Raw genomic sequence first — 13,928 nt, 5'->3', positions numbered from 1 at the left:
GCGGCTGGCATTGAACCGTCGTTACTCATCTTTCAATGCCAGCGCTCCCTTCGCACTCAGCTGCGCCTCATCCAAACTTACCGTACCCTCTTTCACTAACCGAGTAAGCGCGGCATCCAGGGTTTGCATGCCCAGGCTGCCGCCGGTTTGAATGGCCGAGTACATCTGCGCCACTTTGTCTTCGCGGATTAAGTTGCGCACTGCAGAAGTGGCAATGAGGATTTCATGGGCCGCTACGCGTCCGCCCCCCTGTCGTTTAAGCAGCGATTGCGATACCACTGCCTGGAGTGACTCCGACAGCATGGAGCGCACCATGGCTCTCTCTTCGCCGGGAAAAACATCGATGATCCGGTCGATTGTCTTGACGGCAGAGGTGGTATGCAGCGTTCCCAGCACCAAGTGACCTGTCTCCGCGGCGGTCAGCGCTAATCGAATGGTTTCCAGATCGCGCAGCTCACCGACCAGAATCACATCCGGGTCTTCACGCAACGCACTACGTAACGCGTCGGCAAAGCTATGGGTATCGCGATGCACTTCGCGCTGGTTAATCAAGCAGCGCTTGCTCATGTGAACAAACTCAACCGGGTCTTCGATGGTCAGAATGTGCTCGTAGCGGTGGTCGTTAATGTAGTCGATCATCGCGGCCAACGTGGTGCTCTTACCCGACCCCGTTGGCCCTGTCACCAGCACCAGGCCACGCGGTAACATCGCCAGACGCTCGAACACCTCGCCGAGCCCCAGGGCTTGCATGGAGAGCACTTGATTGGGAATGGTACGAAATACCGCCCCCGCCCCGCGGGCCTGGGTGAACGCGTTAACACGAAAGCGAGCTACCCCAGGGACTTCAAAGGAAAAATCAATTTCCAGGTGCTCTTCGTAGTCGCGCCGCTGTCGATCATTCATGATGGCGTAGATCAATTTGCGAACATCATTATTATCGATAGCGGGCACATTGAGCCGACGAATGTCGCCATCAACACGTATCATGGGTGGTAAACCGGCCGAAAGGTGCAAGTCAGAGGCATTCTGCTTTGCCGAGAATGCTAGCAGTTCGGTAATATCCATCTCTCTTCCCAGCTGCGGTAAGGTGCTTGAGTATGACAGACATCGCGCTTAACGAGTCACTCGACTCTTCATACGCTCAGGCGCTTAAACGCCTGCATGACGCATTAGAAGGCGCGGGGCGTGCCCAGGATGCAGCCAAGCTACTGGCGGTCAGCAAAACCAAGCCCGCGGCGATGATTCGTCAGGTTTGGCAGTTGGGTCAGCGTGAATTTGGTGAAAACTATTTGCAAGAAGCGCTGGAGAAGCAGACCGAGCTTACTGATCTTGACGGCATTGTGTGGCATTTCATTGGGCCACTGCAGTCCAACAAAACCCGCTCGGTTGCCGAACACTTTGACTGGGTGCACAGCGTCGACCGGCTAAAAATTGCCAAACGCCTGAGCGAACAGCGCCCAGCGCACCTTGCACCGCTCAATATCTGCCTCCAGGTTAATATCAGCCGCGAAGAGAGCAAAGCCGGTGTGCTGCCCGAGGCGTTAGAGGAGTTGGCCAAAGAAGTGGCCACGCTGCCGAATTTGCACCTGCGCGGTTTGATGGCGATCCCCGCACCGGCGTCGGATATAAGCGCTCAGCGCCGGCCATTGGCAGCACTTCGCGAGGCTTTCACCGCCTTACAAAGCAGCTTGCCAGACGCGCCCCTTGATACGCTCTCGATGGGCATGAGCGACGATTTAGAAGCGGCGGTGCTGGAAGGCGCCACGCTGGTGCGTTTGGGCACCGTGATTTTCGGCGCTCGCCCATCGGCTTAGACGAAAAGTAGCCCGCTTTATTACCTAGAACATTTTTACTTAAGGGACACCTACCATGGCGAATAAGATTACCTTCATTGGGGCCGGTAATATGGCCAGCGCTATTATTGGCGGCCTAATCGACAGCGGCGTTGAACCCTCGACGATTACCGCCACCGCACCGAATGACAGCGAACTGACTGAAATTAAACAACGCTTAAGCATCAATACCGATACCGACAACAGTGCGGCGGTGGCTGACGCCGATGTAGTCGTACTCGCGGTGAAGCCACAAATTATGCGCGGCGTATGCGAAGCGCTGCGCGACAGCGTTCAGCGCCAGCAGCCGCTGATGATTTCGATTGCTGCAGGTCTGGATGCCGACACTATCGATCAGTGGCTGGGCGGCCAAAATGCCATGGTACGCTGCATGCCCAATACGCCCTCGCTGGTCGGTTACGGCGCCAGCGGCCTCTACGCCAATGCCAAGGTTAGCGACGCCCAGCGAGATGTGGCCACCCAGTTGATGGAAGCAGTGGGCATTGTCGAGTGGGTAGAAGAAGAAGCGCTGTTAAATGCGGTCACTGCCGTTTCGGGCAGTGCCCCGGCCTACTTCTTTCTGATGTTCGAAGCCATGGAGGAAGCCGCGGTTAAACTCGGCCTTCCTGCTGCCACCGCACGCCGCCTCGCTATTCAAACCGCGCTGGGTGCCGCCACGATGGCGCAGCAGAGTGATAAAGACCCGGCCACGCTGAAACAGAACGTTATGTCGCCGGGGGGCACCACCGAACGTGCCATTCACCACATGGAAGAGGCACAGTTGCGCACCACGATTGCCGACGCCATGCAGGCCTGCGCCGACCGTGCCCAGGCAATGGCCAAGGAACTGAGCGGAGAGTGACAAAACAGTGAGTAACACCACTGCTTCGCAACGAATCATCAAGGAGACACCATAATGGGCAATGAATTGGGCAGTGCAGGGTTAATGCTGGTAAACACCCTGATCAATATTTATCTATTTTTACTCATGCTGCGCTTTCTGCTGCAGGCGTCGCGGGCGGATTACTACAACCCGTTAAGCCAATCGGTGGTTAAAATCACCCAACCGGTAGTAGGACTGTTTCAAGGCTTTTTAGGCCCCGTTGCGGGTCGCTTCGACCTCGCTACGTTAGCGGCAGGCTTTGTGTTAAAAGTAGTCAGCATCATCGCCATCTTTATGGTGATTGGCGTAGGTATGCCCCCCATTGCCGGGTTAATGATTGCCGGTGTAGCGGCCCTGGCGAATGCAATTCTAAAAATCTACTTCTTCGCCATGATTGTGATGATCATCTTAAGCTGGGTAGCCCCCAACGCCAGCCACCCAGGCGCGCTGCTAGTGATGCAACTGGTGGAGCCCATTATGGCGCCGGTACGCAAAGTGATCCCCCCTCTGGGCATGATTGATCTCTCGCCTATCGTGGTGTTTATCGCCATTAATCTGGTCGATAGCCTGGTGGTCGGCGCACTGATTCGTGCGGCGGGCATTTCCGGGGCACTGGTCGGACTCTGATCACGGCTGTCTGCCAGTTCTTTGTGCAATGAATCGCTTCGGCTTGATTCATTTAGACGTACTTTTTAGCAGGACTCGCGCCTTCAATGCCTGATTCAGATACGCATGCGTTTGCAGATCGACCGGCGGGTTCCGTCGGCCTGGTCACCCCGCACGTGGCACGCTTTGACACGCCGCTCGCCCTTGCCTGCGGCAAAGTGCTGCCTGCCTACGAGCTGATTTACGAAACCTACGGCACATTGAATGCCGAACGCAGCAACGCGGTGCTCATTTGCCATGCACTCTCAGGCCACCACCACGCCGCGGGCTACCACAGCGAAGAGGATCGTAAGCCCGGTTGGTGGGATGCCCATATTGGCCCTGGCAAAGCGATCGACACCAACCGCTTTTTTGTGGTTTCGCTCAATAACCTCGGCGGCTGCCACGGCAGCACCGGGCCGGTCAGCCACAACCCCGAGACGGGCCGCCAGTGGGGACCTGAATTCCCCATGGTCACGGTGAGCGATTGGGTGGCCAGCCAGGCACGGCTTGCCGACCACCTGGGAATTGAGCGCTGGGCCGCCGCGGTGGGCGGCAGCCTGGGCGGCATGCAGGTCATGCAGTGGACAATGACTTACCCGGAGCGGGTAGCCAACGCGGTGGTAATTGCCGCCACGCCGCGGCTCTCGGCGCAAAATATCGCTTTTAACGAGGTGGCTCGCCAAGCGATTCGCTCTGACCCGGAGTTCTTTGACGGCTGGTACGCTGAACACGACACCGTACCCAAACGTGGGCTAAAGCTGGCGCGTATGGTGGGGCATATCACCTATCTGTCGGAAGACGCCATGGGCAGCAAGTTTGGCCGCGACCTGCGCAGCGACGACCTTAACTTCGGTTTCGACGTTGAGTTTCAGGTGGAGTCCTACCTCCGCTATCAGGGCGACACCTTCTCCACCGCCTTTGACGCCAATACCTACCTGCTGATGACCAAGGCACTGGACTACTTTGATCCTTCCGCCACCCAGGGGGGCGACTTAGCTAAAGCCCTGGCCCCCGCGCAGTGCCCGTTTTTAATTGTCAGCTTTACCACCGACTGGCGGTTTCCGCCTTCGCGCTCCAGGGAACTGGTCGATGCGCTTACCCGGGCAGGCAAGTCAGTCAGCTATGCCAACATCGAATCACCCCATGGGCACGATGCTTTTTTACTTTCAGCACCGCGCTACGACGCCATCTTCAGCGCCTTTATGAGCCGCGCTGCTCGGGAGCTAAAGCTCGCTGAAGCGGGCGATGACCAAGCGGGCAAAGTGGCAACGAGCTCAGAGGAGACGCCATGATGCGCGCCGATCTAGAATTGATATACGACTGGGTGCCCGAGGGCGCCCACGTGCTCGACCTCGCCTGTGGCGACGGCGAACTGCTGGAAACCTTGGCGAATAATAAGAACGTAACCGGGTATGGCTTAGAGATCGACCATGACGGCATTAATGCCTGCGTGGCCCGTGGCGTCAGCGTGATTGAGCATAACCTGGATGACGGCTTGAGCAGCTTTTGCGATAACAGTTATGACCAAGTGATCATGACTCAGGCGCTGCAAGCACTGCGCCGCCCGGACAAGATGCTCGATGAAATGCTGCGCGTCGCCGAAGAGGGGATTATCACTTTCCCTAACTTCGCCTACTGGCGCCACCGTGTGCACTTGGGCCTGCGCGGCTATATGCCGGTCTCCAAATCGCTGCCTCACGCCTGGTACGACACACCCAACATCCACCTATCCACGTTCAACGACTTTGAGCATCTATGCAGGGAAAAGGGCTTGGTGATTGTTGATCGTGCGGTGGGCGTGGGAGATCATCAAGGTCACTGGAAATCGCGGCTATGGCCCAACCTGTTTGGTGAAATTGCCATTTTCCGCGTTCGCCGGCGCTAGACGTCAACACTCCATTGCTAGGTCATCCAAGGAGCCACACCATGTTACGCAGATTAATGATCGGTGCCGCCCTTGTCGGCATGCTGTTTGCCGCCGCTGGGGCCCACGCTGAACAGTTCGTTAGCGTAGGCGATTACGAGATTCACTACAGCGCGGTGAACAGCAGCTTTTTGACCCCAGAGGTGGCCCAGGCTAACAACCTCCAGCGCAGCGCCAACCGAGGCCTGGTCAATGTAAGCGTTCGCGAGCGCCAGGAGGATGGCACTACCCGCCCCGTTAACGCCAGCGTCCAGGGCCATGTTAGCGGTTTGACGGGCGTCCAGGAATCGCTCAGCTTTCGCACCGTGCATGACGGCGACGCCACCTACCATCTGGCGCCTTTTACCATGCGCGAAGATGAAAGCATGCGCTTTGAACTAAGCGTGCGCTACGACCGCAACGCGGCCCCCGAGCCGGTGAACTTTATTCAGCGTTTTTATATTGACCGTTAAGCCGCACAGGCAGACGGCGGTTTAACCTCACGCTCATTGGTCGCTCCTGCTCGCGAGTCACTTGCATACCATAGGCCAGCACTTCCACGCCGCTGGCCGATGCTTCCGTCAGAGCTGCCGCGTACGCCGCGTCGATATGGGCTGCGGCGGCCACATCGGCAATCCCCTCATGGGCGACACAAAACAGCAGCACCGCCCGTTCGCCCTGCTCTGCCAGTACGCGCAGCGAGTGCAGGTGCTTGGTGCCACGCACGCTCACCGAGTCCGGAAAGTAGCCATGGCCGTCCGGCTCTTTGAGGGTAACCTGCTTCACCTCGATATACGCCCGCCCTCTTTCTGGGTCATCCAACATAAAGTCGAGACGGGCATCGGCCACTTTTACCTCTCGACGCAGCGTGGCGTAGCCTGCCAAGGGCGCTAACTCACCCGCCTCTAACGCCGCCTCCACAATGCGGTTAGCGCGGCCGGTATGCACCGAGGCAAGCGCCAGCGGTTCATCGGCTTGGGGTAGCTCGATAAACTCCCAGGTCCAGGCCAGCTTGCGCTTAGGGTTGTCGCTAGGCGACAGCCACACACGGCACCCCGGCACGTTCACCGCTTTCATTGAGCCGGTATTGGGGCAGTGGGCCACGACCTCGCGACCATCATCCAAACGCACATCGGCTAGAAAGCGTTTGTAACGTTTGAGGAGCGTGCCTGGCACCAGCTCGGGGTAGCTGAGCATCACAGTCTGCCCACAAAGCGAGCAATGCGCGTTACCGCCTCTTCCAGGCGGGCAGCCTCATTGGTGAAGGCTATGCGCACATGGTGCTTACCGCCACGCACGGCAAAGTCGATTCCCGGCGTAATGGCCACGTTCTCCTCCTGCAATAAGCGCTCGCAAAAGGCCTGGCTGTCGCGGCTATAGCGGGAGATATCCAGCCACAGATAGAACGCGCCCTGGGGCGGTAGATCCGGTGCCAGCCCCAAGCCTGCTAGGCCCTCCAGCAGCACCTGGCGGCGCTCTTTTAGGGTTTCACGGCGCTGTTCAAGAATATCCCGACACGCGGGCGTAAACGCCGCCAGGGCGGCATGCTGCGACGGCGTTGCCGCGGCCAGAAACATGTTCTGCGCCAGCCGCGTTAATGGCTCTACCGCATGCTCTGGCGCCACCAGCCAGCCCAGGCGCCAGCCGGTCATACCAAAATATTTTGAGAAGCTGTTAACCACAAAGGCGTTGGCTGAGAGCGAGGTCGCCGACAGCGGCGTATCGTCGTAGTTGAGGCCCTGATAAATCTCATCGACGATCACCTCCCCGTCGCGCTCAGCGACCGCTGCCAGTACTGCAGAGAGCTGTTGCGCGCTCAACGTATGGCCGGTGGGGTTAGAGGGCGACGCTAACATCGCCAGACTAGTATCCTCACGCCAATGCTGGGCGACCAGTGCAGCGTCCAACTGCCAGCCGCTATCACGCCCCACGGCGATTGCATCGATCTCGGCGCCGGCCAGGGCCATAAAGTGGCGATTGCAGGGGTAGTTAGGGTCAGCCATCAGCACCCGAGAGCCGCTTTCGACTAATAACTGGCTCGCCAGCAGTAGCGCCCCCGACGCTCCTGGGGTGACCAAAATGCGCGCCGGAGCAACCGTAGCGTTAAAATGCTCGGCGTAATGCCCGGCGATCGCCTCGCGCAGCGCAGGGAGCCCAGCCGCTGGGGTATAGCGGGTATGGCCACTGGTCAACGCTTGCTGCCCGGCAGCGAGAATTGGCTCGGGGGTAGCAAAATCCGGCTCGCCCACTTCCAGATGAATCACATCGTGCCCGGCCGCTTCCCGTGCCTGGGCCAACTCCAGCAAATGCATGACCCGAAAAGGGGCAACGTGTTCGACACGCGAATTCCAGGCCATAACGGCTCCTTCATCTAATCATTTAGAAAACTGTGCAAATATTGAAAAACTAACTAAAACATGGCGCTAGTCATATTCAAGGCCAGACTATCGTCGAAAGCTCACCATTATGCTTGCAACGCCGTCATTTTTCAGCTAAACAAGCATCCCTTTGGCGTGAGATCGTGACAATCGCTCATGGTCGATCAGTAGTCACATTTGTAAGGGGCAGTCCCATGCCAGTAGCAGAAAAGAAACCGGAAGCGTCCAAGTCCTTCACCCCGTATGAGCCAGCGCCGGGTGAAGAGTATATGAACGAGCAGCAGCTAGCGCACTTCCGTCAGCTGCTGCTGGATTGGAAACAGGATCTCATGGAAGAGGTGGATCGTACCGTACGCCACCTGCAGGAAGATGCGAACAACTACGCCGACCCCGCCGACCGCGCTACCCAGGAAGAGGGCTTTAGCCTGGAACTGCGTACCCGGGATCGCGAGCGTAAGCTGCTCAAAAAGATTAACGAAACCATCGATAAAATCGATGATGATGACTACGGTTTCTGCGAAGCCTGCGGCGTTGAGATCGGCATCCGCCGTTTAGAAGCTCGCCCCACCGCCACCCTTTGTGTGGACTGCAAAACCTTGGCAGAACTCAAGGAGAAGCAGCTCGGCGGCTGAGCACTAACACAACGTTCTACTTGAACGCGGGCACCTTAGGGTGCCCGTTTTTGTTGGCAGCGCTTGCCTGAACCACCAAGGACGACGCTACAATGAACGACTCAATTGGCTACCGTGGACGCTTTGCGCCTACGCCCTCAGGCCCGCTGCACTTTGGCTCTTTGGTCGCCGCTTTAGGCAGCTACCTGGACGCCCGTGCGGCACAGGGGGAGTGGTTGGTACGCATTGAGGATATCGACCCGCCCCGCTGCCCCGATGGCGCGGCGAGCACGATCCTGCGTCAGTTGGAAACCTTTGGCCTGGAGTGGGATGGGAGTGTGATGTGGCAGCACACCCGTGATGCGGCTTATCAAACTGCCTTGAACCAGTTGATCCAACTCGATATTGCCTACCCCTGCAGTTGCTCCCGTAAGCAGTGGCAGGCGTTTGATATCTACCCCGGCTGGTGCCGCGATGGCGTTTGCGACCCCACCAAACCAGTGGCCTGGCGGTTACGCAGCGACCTTGGCGAGCGCCCTATTCAATGGCAAGACCGGCTATTCGGCGCGCAGCAGTTTGACCCCGCTGAACTGGGCGATGTGGTATTAAAGCGCAAAGATAATTTATGGGCCTACCAGTTGGCCGTGGTAGTCGATGACGCCGAGCAGCAAATTACCGATGTGGTGCGCGGGCTCGACCTGCTCGATAACACCCCCTGGCAGCGCCAGTTGCAGGGTGCGCTTGGGCTACCGCAACCACGCTACCTGCACTTGCCGCTGATCGTCACCGCTGAAGGCCAGAAGCTCTCGAAGCAAAACCTGGCCCCCGCCCTGGCAGAAGATGAGCGGGGAGTGCGGCGGCAGCTCTTTCAGGCCCTGGCAGCACTTGACCAAGCACCGCCTCAGGCGCTTGCTGCTGAGCCCCCGGCGACTCAGCTACACTGGGCGGTAGCCAACTGGTCACTTGAACAACTGCGCCCAGCGAAGCACCGTTCAATACCGCCCTCTTCATCACCAGGAGATTGATATGTACGTCTATCGCATCATGCTGTTTCTGGTGTTTGGTGGCTATCTGCTCTCTCCGCTACTGATGAATGGCTGGAGCGACCCGGAGGCTGCTTGGTACCGGCCCTTTGCGATTTGGGGTGGTTTAATTGCGTTAACCCTCTGGCTGGAGCAGAAGAGGAAGCTTGATGAACGTTGAGATAGTCGGCGTCCTACTACTGGGGCTGGGCTACCTGGCGCTACTGTTTGGCTGCGGTTTTGCAGTAGAGCGCGGCTGGGTGCCGGTGCGCATTACCCGCCATCCGATTGTTTACACCCTTGCCCTGGGTGTTTACGCCAGCGCCTGGGCGATTTACGGCAGCGTGGAAATGGCTGCCCATGCCGGGTTTGGCTTCCTCGCCTACTACCTGGGCGCAGCGGGTGCCTTCTTGCTCGCCCCCGTGCTACTCGTGCCTATCCAGCGCATCACCCGCACCTATCAACTAACGTCGCTGGCGGATCTATTTGCCTTTCGCTTTCGCTCCCGCTGGGCGGGCACGCTGGTCACCCTGGTCAGCCTGCTGGCGGTGCTGCCGCTGCTCGGCATTCAGGTACAAACCCTCAGCGAAGCCATCAATATCATCACCGTCAGCCAAGCGGGGGGTAGCGTTGCGCTGCTTTTTTGTGCGGTGATTGCCGCTTTCGCGGTGATTTTCGGCGCCCGTCACAGCCAGTCTCATGGTCGCCACGATACCCTGCTAAGCGCCATCGCGTTTGAATCGATTGTTAAGCTGCTGGCGATGCTGGGACTAGGGGCTGTTGCCATGTGGATGGTGTTTGACGGGCCCGGTGACTTACAGCGCTGGCTGGAAGGTCCAGGCGCAACGCTCCAGCAGCAGACGCCCAAACTTGACCCTGCTCAGTGGCGAACCCTGCTACTGCTGTTTTTTGCCGCTGCCTTCATGATGCCGCATCTGTTTCATATCAGTTTTTCAGAAAGTCTATCGCAGCACACCCTGCTACAAGCGAGCTGGACGCTGCCACTGTTTCTGCTGCTCATGGCGCTGCCCGTGCCTTTGATTTGGTGGGCGGCACAATCGATCAACCCGGACATTCCCATCGCCGCCTATGCCGCCTACCTAATGAGCGAGCACTGGTGGGTGGGGGCACTGGCGTTTATCGGTGGGTTAGCCGCCGCTAGCGGCACCATGATTATGATTGCGTTGGCGCTTTCTGGCATGGTGCTGAATCATATTGTGCTGGTAGCAAGGCCCCCGGAAGCACGCAGTGATCTCTACGGCTGGTTGCTGTGGCTACGCCGTGGGCTCGTGGTCGCGGTGATTATCGGCGGCTGGGTGTTTTACCAGTGGGTAGGACGCCATCATGGCCTCATCGGCTTGGGGCTAGCCGCCTTTGTCGGCATGGCCCAGTGCCTGCCCGGCATGCTGGCACTGCTCTATTGGCCGGGCGCTAACCGTAAAGGCATGGTGATTGGCCTGATCGCCGGTGTCGGCGTGTGGCTATGGGGCCTATGGCTGCCGCTTATGTTCTCGCTCCCCGTGCCGACGCTACCCATTACACCGCTTACCGACACTGGTGCACCGATTTGGTACAACGTTACGTTGCTGTCGTTAGCGGTCAATATCCTGCTGCTGATTGTGATATCGCTGTTCACGCGTATTTCTGAAGGTGAGCAGTCCGCCGCAGAGGCGTGCTCGGTGGATGCCGTTATCCGCTCCAAACGCTTTCCACTGGAAGCCGCCACGGCCAGCGACTTCTCTACTCACTTAGCCCACGCACTCGGCGATGAAGCCGCCAGCCGCGAAGTGAACAGGGCCCTGCAAGCGCTCAACTTAACGCCCCAGGAGCGCCGCCCCTATGCCCTGCGCCGCTTACGTGACCGAATTCAAGCAAACTTGTCTGGTTTGATGGGGCCTTCAGTGGCTCGGGACATCGTCGACCGCTACCTGCCCTACCGCCATGACGACACCCCAGAAACCGACGATATTCACTTTGTCGAGAGCCGCCTGGAAGCTTACCGCTCACGACTAACAGGGCTAGCCCGTGAGCTCGACGGCTTGCGTCGTCACCACCGGCAAACCCTGGCCTACCTGCCTGTAGGGCTGTGCGTTCTGGGCGATGACGATGAGCTCTTGATGTGGAATCAGGCGCTCTCGCAGCTCTCGGGGATTAGCGGTGAAAGTGTGATCGGCTCACGCCGCGATAGCCTGCCAGCCCCCTGGCCCAGACTATTGGGCAGCGCGTTAGATGCCACGCCAGGCCCGCTCTACAAGCAAGCGGTGGCGCTGCACGGCCGAGACTACTTCCTGACCCTGCACAAAGCCATTCTCAGCGGCAATGACAGCCGTGGCGGCAGCGTCATCCTGATTGAAGACCACACCGAAATGAAGTGGCTGGAAGATGAGTTGGTGCATGCCGCGCGACTCGCCTCTATCGGCCAGCTAGCCGCCGGGGTCGCCCATGAAATTGGTAATCCGATTACCGGTATCTCATCCCTGGCGCAAAACCTCCGCTACGACACCAACGATCCTGCCCTGCTGGAGACCGCCGACCAAATCCAGCAGCTCACCCAAAGGGTCACCAAAATCGTTAACTCACTGGTTGGCTTTGCCCATGGGGGGCGCCAGTCGGTGCCGCTGCCCGCCTCGCCGGTGGCGCTTGCATCGATTAGCGAAGACGCACTGCACTTGATCCACCTCGCCCGCTCGGGAGAGGATGTTATCCTAACCAATGAGACGCCCGACGATGTGGTGGTGCGTGGCGATGCCCAGCGATTAACGCAAGTGATGGTCAATCTGCTCAGTAATGCCAGGGATGCCTGTGGGCTGGGAGGAGAAGTTCACATTACCGCAGGGTGCCAAGGGCAGCTTGCCTGGTGGCGGATAGTCGATAACGGTCAGGGCATCGACCCACGGGTACGCGACCACTTATTCGAGCCCTTTACCACCACCAAACCCGCCGGCGAGGGCACCGGCCTGGGCCTTTCTCTGGCCTACCAGATTATCAATGAGCACCAGGGTAAAATAGACGTGGCCTCGCCACCCCCGGGACAGCCTCGCGGCACGGCCATTACATTATGGCTGCCGCTTTACCAACAGGATGATCAGCCAACCCATGCCCAGGATTCTGATTGTTGAAGATGAAGCGATTATTCGCAGCGCATTGAAGCGGCTGCTAGAACGTCATGACTATACAGTTAGCGAAGCCGCCAGTGCTGAAGAGGCCAGCCAGCTTGAGCTCACCGGTTTCGACCTCATCATCAGCGACCTGCGCCTACCGGGCGAACCAGGCACGGCGCTGATCGCAGCCGCCGCGCCCGTACCGGTATTGATCATGACCAGTTATGCGAGCATGCGCTCGGCGGTAGAAGCACTCAAACTAGGCGCGGTGGACTATGTCGCGAAGCCCTTTGACCACGCAGAACTCCTTGAAACCGTTGAGCGGATCCTGCATAAGCAGTCCATGCAACAGAGCCCTCCGCCGGATATCACCGATGCAGGCGGCAGCCGACAAACCATGATTGGCAACTGCGTCGCCATGCAGCAGGTCTACACCCGCATCAGTAAAACCGCACCCGCCGATGTCACCGTACTGATTCTCGGCGAGTCCGGCACCGGTAAGGAGCTTGTGGCACGCGCTATTCACCAGCAGAGCAAGCGGGCCAAGGCACCGCTGATCTGTGTTAACTGCGCGGCGATTCCAGAAACGCTGATAGAATCCGAGCTGTTTGGCCATGAAAAAGGCGCTTTTACCGGCGCCAGTGCTGCGCGCACTGGGTTAGTCGAAGCCGCTGATGGCGGCACGCTGTTTTTGGATGAGATTGGCGAGCTTCCGTTGGATGCCCAGGCACGCCTGCTACGCGTTCTGCAAGAGGGTGAAATCCGCAAAATCGGCTCGGTAGAAACCCGCCACGTTAACGTCCGTCTCATTGCGGCGACTCACCGTGATCTGCGGGCACTGTCGAAAACCGGCGAGTTTCGCCTCGACCTTTACTACCGCCTGAACGTGATGCAGATTGAGCTGCCGCCTCTGCGAGAGCGTGAGGATGACGTGCTTGAGATCGCTGACATCCTGCTCGACAAAGCGTGTAAACGGCACGAGCGCACGGGGCTGCGCCTATCCCGCGCAGCCCGTCAGGATCTGCGCGACTACCCATGGCCGGGCAATGTTCGCGAGCTGGAGAATGCCCTTGAGCGCGGAGTAATTCTTGCGGAGGGGCACCTGATCCACCCGGACGACCTGGGTCTAGCGCCGACCACGCCACGCCCCCATCCGCCCACTGGCTCGTCCAGTACATCTGCCAGCAGTGGCGGCAGTGAAAAAAGTGCTGAAGAGAATGAAGATGATCTCTCTCTAGAAGATTATTTTCAGCACTTTGTCCTCGAACACCAAGATCAGATGAGTGAAACCGAATTGGCACAAAAGCTGGGGATTAGCCGTAAAAACCTCTGGGAGCGGCGCCAGCGGCTTGGCATACCGCGCAAAAAAACCGCCCGTCGCCCAGGTTAACCCCCTGGGCAATGCTATCCATTCATGCCACCACGCCCCTACGACCATCGTCTAATATACTGATTTAGATAAGAAATATTCTGCCTGACGCTGCCCAGGCACTGTTACCTTCCCACACAACGCCGCGCACAAACGGACGCAAAAGGGGTAACACTTCTCA

The 13,928-nt window shown here is 58.5% G+C and carries 14 protein-coding genes; 11 read left to right on the top strand and 3 right to left on the bottom strand.

The genetic code is table 11. From position 1 onward, the window contains the following. Window positions 1–21: 21 nt before the first annotated feature. Entirely contained in the window at window positions 22–1,065 is a 1,044-nt protein-coding gene (locus ACFIOZ_RS01920) for a type IV pilus twitching motility protein PilT (protein WP_386081869.1), read from the bottom strand. Between the two features lie 32 nt (window positions 1,066–1,097). Between ACFIOZ_RS01920 and ACFIOZ_RS01915 the strand changes: the two genes are divergently transcribed. The 6 genes from ACFIOZ_RS01915 to ACFIOZ_RS01890 all read left to right on the top strand — a co-directional run bounded on the left by ACFIOZ_RS01915 (window position 1,098) and on the right by ACFIOZ_RS01890 (window position 5,739). Then, the gene (locus ACFIOZ_RS01915; RefSeq protein ID WP_386081868.1) at window positions 1,098–1,814 is read left to right on the top strand and encodes a YggS family pyridoxal phosphate-dependent enzyme; all 717 of its coding nucleotides are present in this window, start codon (window positions 1,098–1,100) and stop codon (window positions 1,812–1,814) included. A gap of 55 nt (window positions 1,815–1,869) precedes the next feature. Next, window positions 1,870–2,694 carry a pyrroline-5-carboxylate reductase gene (gene proC / locus ACFIOZ_RS01910; protein ID WP_386081867.1) on the top strand — a complete coding sequence of 275 codons (825 nt, stop codon included), beginning with the start codon at window positions 1,870–1,872 and terminating at the stop codon, window positions 2,692–2,694. 54 nt (window positions 2,695–2,748) lie between these two features. After that, the gene (locus ACFIOZ_RS01905; protein WP_088702216.1) at window positions 2,749–3,342 is read left to right on the top strand and encodes a YggT family protein; all 594 of its coding nucleotides are present in this window, start codon (window positions 2,749–2,751) and stop codon (window positions 3,340–3,342) included. An 86-nt stretch (window positions 3,343–3,428) separates the two neighbouring features. Beyond that, window positions 3,429–4,655: a homoserine O-succinyltransferase MetX gene (metX, locus tag ACFIOZ_RS01900; protein ID WP_386081865.1), complete on the top strand. Its 1,227-nt coding sequence runs from the start codon at window positions 3,429–3,431 to the stop codon at window positions 4,653–4,655. Beyond that, entirely contained in the window at window positions 4,655–5,248 is a 594-nt protein-coding gene (gene metW, locus ACFIOZ_RS01895) for a methionine biosynthesis protein MetW (protein WP_088702231.1), read from the top strand. The genes metX and metW overlap by 1 nt, the downstream gene beginning before the upstream one ends. Before the next feature lie 41 nt (window positions 5,249–5,289). Beyond that, window positions 5,290–5,739 carry a DUF4426 domain-containing protein gene (locus ACFIOZ_RS01890; RefSeq protein ID WP_386081862.1) on the top strand — a complete coding sequence of 150 codons (450 nt, stop codon included), beginning with the start codon at window positions 5,290–5,292 and terminating at the stop codon, window positions 5,737–5,739. Here ACFIOZ_RS01890 and sfsA read toward each other — a convergent pair. Beyond that, the gene (gene sfsA, locus ACFIOZ_RS01885) at window positions 5,711–6,463 is read right to left on the bottom strand and encodes a DNA/RNA nuclease SfsA (protein WP_386081860.1); all 753 of its coding nucleotides are present in this window, start codon (window positions 6,461–6,463) and stop codon (window positions 5,711–5,713) included. The genes ACFIOZ_RS01890 and sfsA overlap by 29 nt on opposite strands. Continuing rightward, window positions 6,463–7,623 (bottom strand): aminotransferase class I/II-fold pyridoxal phosphate-dependent enzyme, encoded by a 1,161-nt coding sequence (locus ACFIOZ_RS01880; RefSeq protein WP_386081858.1) that lies wholly within the window; start codon window positions 7,621–7,623, stop codon window positions 6,463–6,465. The genes sfsA and ACFIOZ_RS01880 overlap by 1 nt, the downstream gene beginning before the upstream one ends. Window positions 7,624–7,838: 215 nt before the next feature. On the opposite strand from ACFIOZ_RS01880, the gene dksA reads away from it, so the two are divergent. The 5 genes from dksA (at window position 7,839) to ACFIOZ_RS01855 (ending at window position 13,768) form a co-directional block, all read left to right on the top strand. Continuing rightward, a complete protein-coding gene (gene dksA, locus ACFIOZ_RS01875) occupies window positions 7,839–8,276 on the top strand; it encodes an RNA polymerase-binding protein DksA (protein ID WP_088702211.1) in 438 nt (145 codons plus the stop codon). A 92-nt stretch (window positions 8,277–8,368) separates the two neighbouring features. Continuing rightward, complete coding sequence (gene gluQRS, locus ACFIOZ_RS01870) at window positions 8,369–9,280, top strand: tRNA glutamyl-Q(34) synthetase GluQRS (RefSeq protein ID WP_386081856.1); 912 nt, start codon at window positions 8,369–8,371, stop codon at window positions 9,278–9,280. 1 nt (window position 9,281) lies between these two features. Next, window positions 9,282–9,458, top strand: coding sequence for a hypothetical protein (locus tag ACFIOZ_RS01865; protein ID WP_007111811.1), 177 nt, complete (start codon window positions 9,282–9,284; stop codon window positions 9,456–9,458). Next, window positions 9,448–12,396 carry an ATP-binding protein gene (locus tag ACFIOZ_RS01860; protein ID WP_386081855.1) on the top strand — a complete coding sequence of 983 codons (2,949 nt, stop codon included), beginning with the start codon at window positions 9,448–9,450 and terminating at the stop codon, window positions 12,394–12,396. The genes ACFIOZ_RS01865 and ACFIOZ_RS01860 overlap by 11 nt, the downstream gene beginning before the upstream one ends. Continuing rightward, window positions 12,374–13,768, top strand: a complete 1,395-nt coding sequence (locus tag ACFIOZ_RS01855; protein WP_386081853.1) for a sigma-54-dependent transcriptional regulator — start codon at window positions 12,374–12,376, stop codon at window positions 13,766–13,768. Before ACFIOZ_RS01860 ends, ACFIOZ_RS01855 begins: the two co-directional genes overlap by 23 nt. Window positions 13,769–13,928: the final 160 nt, after the last annotated feature.

The sequence above is a fragment of the Vreelandella sp. F11 genome, from assembly GCF_042466685.1.
Classification (GTDB): Bacteria; Pseudomonadota; Gammaproteobacteria; order Pseudomonadales; family Halomonadaceae; genus Vreelandella.
The sequence above is the reverse complement of the archived record's forward strand: the minus strand, read 5'-3'. Positions and strand labels throughout refer to the sequence as shown.

What these genes read in the sequence shown, in the direction of transcription:
- ACFIOZ_RS01855 (WP_386081853.1), top strand. Translation starts at nt 12,374, where the DNA reads ATGCCCAGGATTCTGATTGTTGAAGATGAAGCGATTATTCGCAGCGCA.
- ACFIOZ_RS01865 (WP_007111811.1), top strand. Translation starts at nt 9,282, where the DNA reads ATGTACGTCTATCGCATCATGCTGTTTCTGGTGTTTGGTGGCTATCTG.
- metW (WP_088702231.1), top strand. Translation starts at nt 4,655, where the DNA reads ATGCGCGCCGATCTAGAATTGATATACGACTGGGTGCCCGAGGGCGCC.
- dksA (WP_088702211.1), top strand. Translation starts at nt 7,839, where the DNA reads ATGCCAGTAGCAGAAAAGAAACCGGAAGCGTCCAAGTCCTTCACCCCG.
- ACFIOZ_RS01860 (WP_386081855.1), top strand. Translation starts at nt 9,448, where the DNA reads ATGAACGTTGAGATAGTCGGCGTCCTACTACTGGGGCTGGGCTACCTG.
- metX (WP_386081865.1), top strand. Translation starts at nt 3,429, where the DNA reads ATGCCTGATTCAGATACGCATGCGTTTGCAGATCGACCGGCGGGTTCC.
- gluQRS (WP_386081856.1), top strand. Translation starts at nt 8,369, where the DNA reads ATGAACGACTCAATTGGCTACCGTGGACGCTTTGCGCCTACGCCCTCA.
- ACFIOZ_RS01920 (WP_386081869.1), bottom strand. Translation starts at nt 1,065, where the DNA reads ATGGATATTACCGAACTGCTAGCATTCTCGGCAAAGCAGAATGCCTCT.
- ACFIOZ_RS01905 (WP_088702216.1), top strand. Translation starts at nt 2,749, where the DNA reads ATGGGCAATGAATTGGGCAGTGCAGGGTTAATGCTGGTAAACACCCTG.
- sfsA (WP_386081860.1), bottom strand. Translation starts at nt 6,463, where the DNA reads ATGCTCAGCTACCCCGAGCTGGTGCCAGGCACGCTCCTCAAACGTTAC.
- proC (WP_386081867.1), top strand. Translation starts at nt 1,870, where the DNA reads ATGGCGAATAAGATTACCTTCATTGGGGCCGGTAATATGGCCAGCGCT.
- ACFIOZ_RS01915 (WP_386081868.1), top strand. Translation starts at nt 1,098, where the DNA reads ATGACAGACATCGCGCTTAACGAGTCACTCGACTCTTCATACGCTCAG.
- ACFIOZ_RS01890 (WP_386081862.1), top strand. Translation starts at nt 5,290, where the DNA reads ATGTTACGCAGATTAATGATCGGTGCCGCCCTTGTCGGCATGCTGTTT.
- ACFIOZ_RS01880 (WP_386081858.1), bottom strand. Translation starts at nt 7,623, where the DNA reads ATGGCCTGGAATTCGCGTGTCGAACACGTTGCCCCTTTTCGGGTCATG.